Source organism: Rhodonellum psychrophilum GCM71 = DSM 17998 (genome assembly GCF_000381545.1).
GTDB lineage: Bacteria > Bacteroidota > Bacteroidia > Cytophagales > Cyclobacteriaceae > Rhodonellum > Rhodonellum psychrophilum.
Map to the genome: position 1 here is coordinate 88673 of NZ_KB906692.1, position 5923 is coordinate 94595.

A 5923-nucleotide genomic window follows, 5' to 3' on the forward strand; every position below is an offset into this window, starting at 1 on the left:
TGGGGTTAAGATTTCGGTCGTGCTGATGGCACTTTGATTGGAGGATGGTATGCTTCTTCCCCACAATGAATTATGGGGTTAAGATTTGGGCCGTGCCGATGGCACTTTGATTGGAGGATGGTATGCTTCTTTCCTACAATGAATTAAAGAGTTGAGGTTGATGTCTTACAGCAGCACTTCGATTCAGTAATTGTATTCCGATTTTCCTGTACTTGTTTATTAACATTCATTTTCCGCGGAACAAAAAAGCTAAATAACAATCGCGCCTTAAACTTGTTCCAAAATAAAATCAAAAGCCAAACCTTAAGCATTGCCTTTAACCCGAAAAATACCGTGATTTTCCCAACAGGAGTTGATGATGCAAGAAAATCAGATTCTTTGGAAAATAAAGATCTAAACCAAGATGCTGAAGTCAATAAGAGTAAATAATTTTCTGATTATAAGGAAATTGTAGGCTGGAATTGAATTGGTATTGCATATAGCGGGTTAAAGAGAAATAAATGTCGAAATTTGCAGCAAATAATCTACTTGTGTCGAAATCCATCCTCCTCATTACGCCGCCCTTTACGCAACTCAATACCCCCTATCCCGCTACCGCCTATATCAAAGGATACCTGAATACGCTGGGAAAAGAATCCTTTCAAAGTGATTTGGGATTGAATGTCATTCTTCGTATTTTCTCAAAAAATGGTTTAACAAAGGTATTTGAATCCATTGAAAATCAGGGTAATAAAAAAATATCAGAAAACAGCAAAAGGATCCTCAAACTCAAAAAAGATTACCTCAACACGATCACACCTGTCATCAAATTTCTCCAGTTTGAAAACCCAACCCTCGCCTACAACATCTGTGACGGGGACTTTTTACCACAGGGTTCGAGGTTCGGGCAACTTGATGATTTGGATTGGGCCTTTGGCACCATGGGCATTCAAGACAAGGCACGACACTTGGCGACTTTGTATCTGGAGGATCTGGGAGATTTGATCCAAGAGGTTTTGGATCCCCATTTCGGATTCAGCAGGTATGCGGAAAGACTGGGCAGGTCTGCGGTCTCATTTGATCCTCTGTATGAAATCCTCCAAGCCAAGCCTTCCTTTACGGATACCTTTCTGTTTGAAGAATTGGAACGCTGCATTAAGGAATCCAATCCCCATTTGGTCTGTATTTCGGTCCCCTTCCCTGGAAATCTTTACGCCGCATTTCGCTGCGGTCAATACATAAAAGCCCATTATCCCGAAACCAAGGTGGTCATGGGTGGTGGCTATCCCAATACCGAATTGCGTTCACTTCAAGAGCCGCGGGTATTTGAATATGTGGATTTTATCACCCTGGACGATGGCGAGCGTCCGCTCACCTGTCTGTTGGAATATCTGGATGGCCAAAGGGAGCTTTCGGCGCTCAAAAGAACCTTTGCCTTGGTGGAAGGGAAAGTTTGCTACCTCAATGGTGCAAAACAAGCCGATATCCCTTTTAGCCTGGTCGGCACACCGGATTACTCCGATTTGGAATTGTCCCAGTACCTATCTGTCATTGAGATGGTCAATCCCATGCACCGGCTGTGGTCGGATGGCAGGTGGAACAAATTGACCATGGCCCATGGCTGCTATTGGAAGAAATGCTCTTTTTGTGATGTCACATTGGATTATATCAAAAACTATGAGCCCGTCAGTGCATCCATCATCTGCGACAGGATCGAAGCCCTTGTTGCGCAAACGGGACAGACCGGTTTCCATTTTGTAGATGAGGCAGCCCCACCTGCCCTGATGCGGGAATTGGCAATAGAAATCCTGAAACGAAACTTAAAAATCACCTGGTGGACCAACATTCGGTTTGAGCAGCGATTTACATTCGACCTCTGCCGCTTGCTGAAAGCATCGGGTTGCATTGCCGTATCCGGCGGTTTGGAGGTGGCCTCGGACAGGTTGCTGCACATGATGCAAAAGGGTGTCACTGTCACCCAGGTGGCACAGGTGGCCCATCATTTCACCCAATCAGGCATCATGGTCCATGCTTATCTGATGTATGGCTTTCCGACGGAGACGGCCCAGGAAACCATTGACAGCCTTGAAATGGTCCGACAGTTATTCATGAACAACGTACTCCAATCTGGATTTTGGCATTTGTTTGCCATGACTTCGCATGCCCCCATAGGATTGCAGCCGGAAAAGTTTGGTGTCGTCCGTGTCGGGCCTGAAAAGGGGCTGTTTGCGGACAATGACCTTATTCATGAAGATCCTACAGGAACTGAGCACGAACGCTTCAGTGCGGGGCTAAAAAAGGCCCTGTTCAATTACATGCATGGGATCTGTTTTGAATTCCAGTTGAAAGACTGGTTTGACTTTAAAATCCCCAAAACTTCGATTTCACCAAATTTCATCTTCAATGCCATCGAAAATGAGCAAGAAGCCGAACTCAAGCCCAGCACAAAATTGATCTGGCTGGGAAATCAACCTGAGTTGGCGTCCGTGAAATTCAGCAAAAAAGGAAAAACGGTGGAATCAGGCCAGTTGGTCTTCGAGAACAAGATGGAAAGGATCGAAGTCAGGGTAAATAAGCTTGAAGGACGTTGGCTGATGGATGTTTTTGGGCTTTTGGAAATGTCTGCAGAAAAACCAGTATTGACCTTTGGCCAATTGGAGGAACATTACCTGCAATCCGGTATGACCGACTTTGAAAAATTCATGCAATCCCAGGTTTGGCAAACTTTAGAGGAAGCGGGAATGGTATGGGTATAAAAATGAAAATCCCGATCTAAAAGATCGGGATTTTACTCACTTTAACCACTAACAACCATAAAACAAATTGATGTTGTCAACCCGTTCGAAGACGGAACCCATCAATTTATAGTAGTCGATACGGGAATCGAACCCGTGTTTTATCCGTGAAAGGGATACGTCCTAACCCCTAGACGAATCGACCAAATGAGGCTTGAAATCCAATAAACAAAATAATATAGTAGTCGATACGGGAATCGAACCCGTGTTTTATCCGTGAAAGGGATACGTCCTAACCCCTAGACGAATCGACCATATTGGAAATGAAACAACCTCTTTTCCGTAAGGTGATGCAAATATAGAGGGTTAAAACCATAATGCAAAACATGACAAAAAAATATTCTGTTTTTGAGGGCAATACCTTGAAAATAAGCTTGAAAAATATTTTTTAGCCTTTGATGCCCTAAATTCGTAATTTCGTGTTCCATTTCAAATTGCATATTCGCGAAGAATGAAAAGAATAAAAGTTGCCATCAATGGTTGCGGTCGAATCGGAAGGCTCACCTTAAAATTGTTATTGGAAAATAGAGACATAGATTTGGTCGCTGTCAATGACTTAACCGATCCCATCACCCTCGCCCACCTGCTTCAATACGATTCCATCCATGGCAAATACCCCTACAAGGTCACTGTCAAAGATGGCAATATTGAAATCGAGGGAAAGGTGATTCGGATTTTTGCAGAGAAAGAACCCAATAAAATTCCTTGGGGAAGTTTGGACGTAGATATCGTCTTGGAGTCCACCGGTAAATTCACAGAAAAGAACGCGGCATCCGGACATTTGCTGGGTGGCGCCAAAAAAGTGATCATCACCGCCCCTGCACAAGGCGACGTGCCCACCATCGTTCTTGGTGTAAACGAGCATATTCTCTCGGGGAATGAGTCGATCATCTCCAACGCCTCTTGCACGACCAATTGCCTTGCTCCGATGGTCAAGATCTTGGACGACAACTTTGGTATCCAAAAAGGGTATGTGTCCACGATCCATTCCTACACCAATGATCAAAACCTTCACGATGCCCCACACAAGGATTTGAGGAGAGCGAGGGCTGCTGCCTATTCCATTATTCCGACCAGCACACACGCTGCCAAGGCCATGGAGATCGTCCTCCCCCACTTGAAAGATAGGATCGAGGCCTCTGCCATGCGGGTGCCTGTGCCGGATGGTTCCTTGACTGATTTGACTGTTCTTTTGAAAAGGGAGACCACCAGTGCCGAAATTAATGCCATTTTCAAGAAAGAAGCGGATGGAAAACTAAAGGGGATCTTGGAATACGAGGAAAATCCAATTGTATCCATCGATATCATCGGCAATCCCCATTCCTGTATTTTCGATGCAGGATTGACTTCCGCAAAAGGAAACTTGGTAAAAATAGTGGGCTGGTATGACAATGAAGCCGGTTATTCCAACAGGCTGATGGATTTGATTCTACTGGTTGGGAAATAAACAAAAAGCATATATTTCACTTCTCTTGAAGGGAGATGTATGCTTTCATAAATTCAATGGCCAGATGAATACTTTCCAAAAAATCCTCCAGGTGTTTGGGAAATTCGGTATGTTCAAAACCTTTTTCTTCAATCAACACTTTACCGGCATTCACGACTTCGGTTAGCCTTTCCATCCCAAACATGGTCAAGGTTGGCTTGGTTTTGTGCCGGATTTGTTGGATGATCTCCGCATTCTGAAGCGTGGCACCTTCCTGGTATTTTTCTTTGAGTTCCAACAAGGAATGGAGGATTGCAGAGACCAACTCAGACTTGAAGTCCTCGTCTCCCTCCACCATATCCTCTATCATTTCAAAATCAATCGGTGGGTTTTGAAGCATTTTTAGGCATTTATTTTGGATGATTTGCCAGCGAGGTAGCCGGTACTCCAGGCGGCCTGGAAGTTGAACCCTCCAGTGATCCCATCAATGTTAACCACCTCTCCTGAAAAGAACAAATTTTTGACAATCTTGCTCTCCATGGTATCGGGATGGACCTCATTCAGATCAACGCCACCTGCGGTTACGAATTCCTCTTTGAATCCGGTCTTTCCTTCGATGGCAACAATATAGCAAAAAAGATTCTGCACAAGCTTATTTAACTGCTTTTTTGGGATTTCATACCATAAAAATTGACTTTCTATATCAGATTTCTCTGCCAAATGCTCCCAAAGTCTGGTAGGAATGCCAAAAAGTGGGTTTCCCATGATCTTTTTCTTGGGATGCTCATGTTTAAATCGGTTCAATTTATCCAAAGTATCCTCCTCCGAAAGATCGTGGACCCAGCGGATATGTGCGTTGGCGTGGTAATCTTGGTCAAAAAGCCATTGGGCGCCAAAAGCGGAAAGCTTCAAAACAGCCGGCCCACTCACGCCCCAATGGGTGATCAACAAAGGCCCTCTGTAGGCCAGTTTGGTCCCCTCCAACCGTACAAACGCATCGGGGACTGAAATGCCCATCAGCTTTTTGATGGGCTCATTTGGGGTGTTGAAGGTAAACAGAGAAGGAACGGGAGGAATGATGGTATGCCCAAGTTTTTGTAAAAAGTCAAAACCCTGGATTTTAGGAAAACCACCTATGCAGACGATCAACCTGTCAAATTCCAAGGTTTTCTTTTCGGAAATGACTTGAAAGCCATCCCCAACCTTCCTGATTTCAATAACGGGAAAATTGAATATGGTTTCCACTTGGAGCGCCCTTGCCGCCTGTTGAAGGGCGTCGATGATGGATTGGGAATCATCAGATACGGGAAACATCCTGCCATCTTGCTCTACCTTGAGCTTTACGCCCCGGGATTCGAACCAGTCTACGGTATCTTTGACCGAGAAATGTCCAAAGACTTTTTTAAGGAATTTCTCCCCTCTTGGATAGTTTTTGATAAGTTGGGGATTTTCGAAGGCGGCATGGGTGACATTGCACCTTCCCCCACCGGAAATCTTGACCTTGGCCAGGACTTTTGACGTTTTCTCTAAAATGGTGACCTTTGCTCCTCCTTCAGCGGCATGAATTGCTGAAAAAAAGCCAGCCGCACCCGCCCCAATTATTCCTATTTTTAACATCCCGCAAATTTAACCCGAATTCTAAGACATTGGAAAAGTAACGTTAATGCGCTAACTTTTGGTTGCAGCATGAAAGCCTATGCATCGAATGGTGATTTTATCCCTT

At 44.5% G+C, this 5923-nt stretch carries 5 protein-coding genes and 2 tRNA genes; 3 read left to right on the forward strand and 4 right to left on the reverse strand.

From position 1 onward, the window contains the following. The first annotated feature begins 273 nt into the window (after positions 1–273). Complete coding sequence (locus tag F824_RS27585; RefSeq protein WP_019600090.1) at positions 274–429, forward strand: hypothetical protein; 156 nt, start codon at positions 274–276, stop codon at positions 427–429. A gap of 71 nt (positions 430–500) precedes the next feature. Beyond that, entirely contained in the window at positions 501–2735 is a 2235-nt protein-coding gene (locus F824_RS0121910; protein WP_019600091.1) for a B12-binding domain-containing radical SAM protein, read from the forward strand. 112 nt (positions 2736–2847) lie between these two features. On the opposite strand, the gene F824_RS0121915 is transcribed toward F824_RS0121910, so the two are convergent. Further along, positions 2848–2919 (reverse strand) — tRNA-Glu (locus F824_RS0121915). A gap of 37 nt (positions 2920–2956) precedes the next feature. After that, a tRNA-Glu gene (locus F824_RS0121920) sits at positions 2957–3028 on the reverse strand. 197 nt (positions 3029–3225) lie between these two features. On the opposite strand from F824_RS0121920, the gene gap reads away from it, so the two are divergent. After that, positions 3226–4221: a type I glyceraldehyde-3-phosphate dehydrogenase gene (gene gap, locus F824_RS0121930; RefSeq protein ID WP_019600092.1), complete on the forward strand. Its 996-nt coding sequence runs from the start codon at positions 3226–3228 to the stop codon at positions 4219–4221. A gap of 16 nt (positions 4222–4237) precedes the next feature. Here the strand turns inward: gap and F824_RS0121935 are convergent, their stop codons facing one another. Together F824_RS0121935 and F824_RS0121940 are read right to left on the reverse strand one after the other, a co-directional pair. After that, entirely contained in the window at positions 4238–4600 is a 363-nt protein-coding gene (locus tag F824_RS0121935; RefSeq protein WP_026333856.1) for a hypothetical protein, read from the reverse strand. Positions 4601–4602: 2 nt separating this feature from the next. Then, positions 4603–5817 (reverse strand): BaiN/RdsA family NAD(P)/FAD-dependent oxidoreductase, encoded by a 1215-nt coding sequence (locus F824_RS0121940; protein ID WP_019600094.1) that lies wholly within the window; start codon positions 5815–5817, stop codon positions 4603–4605. Positions 5818–5923: the final 106 nt, after the last annotated feature.

Coding starts and splice junctions, on each gene's coding strand:
- F824_RS0121935 (WP_026333856.1), bottom strand. CDS start 4,600: ATGCTTCAAAACCCACCGATTGATTTTGAAATGATAGAGGATATGGTG.
- F824_RS0121940 (WP_019600094.1), bottom strand. CDS start 5,817: ATGTTAAAAATAGGAATAATTGGGGCGGGTGCGGCTGGCTTTTTTTCA.
- F824_RS0121910 (WP_019600091.1), top strand. CDS start 501: ATGTCGAAATTTGCAGCAAATAATCTACTTGTGTCGAAATCCATCCTC.
- gap (WP_019600092.1), top strand. CDS start 3,226: ATGAAAAGAATAAAAGTTGCCATCAATGGTTGCGGTCGAATCGGAAGG.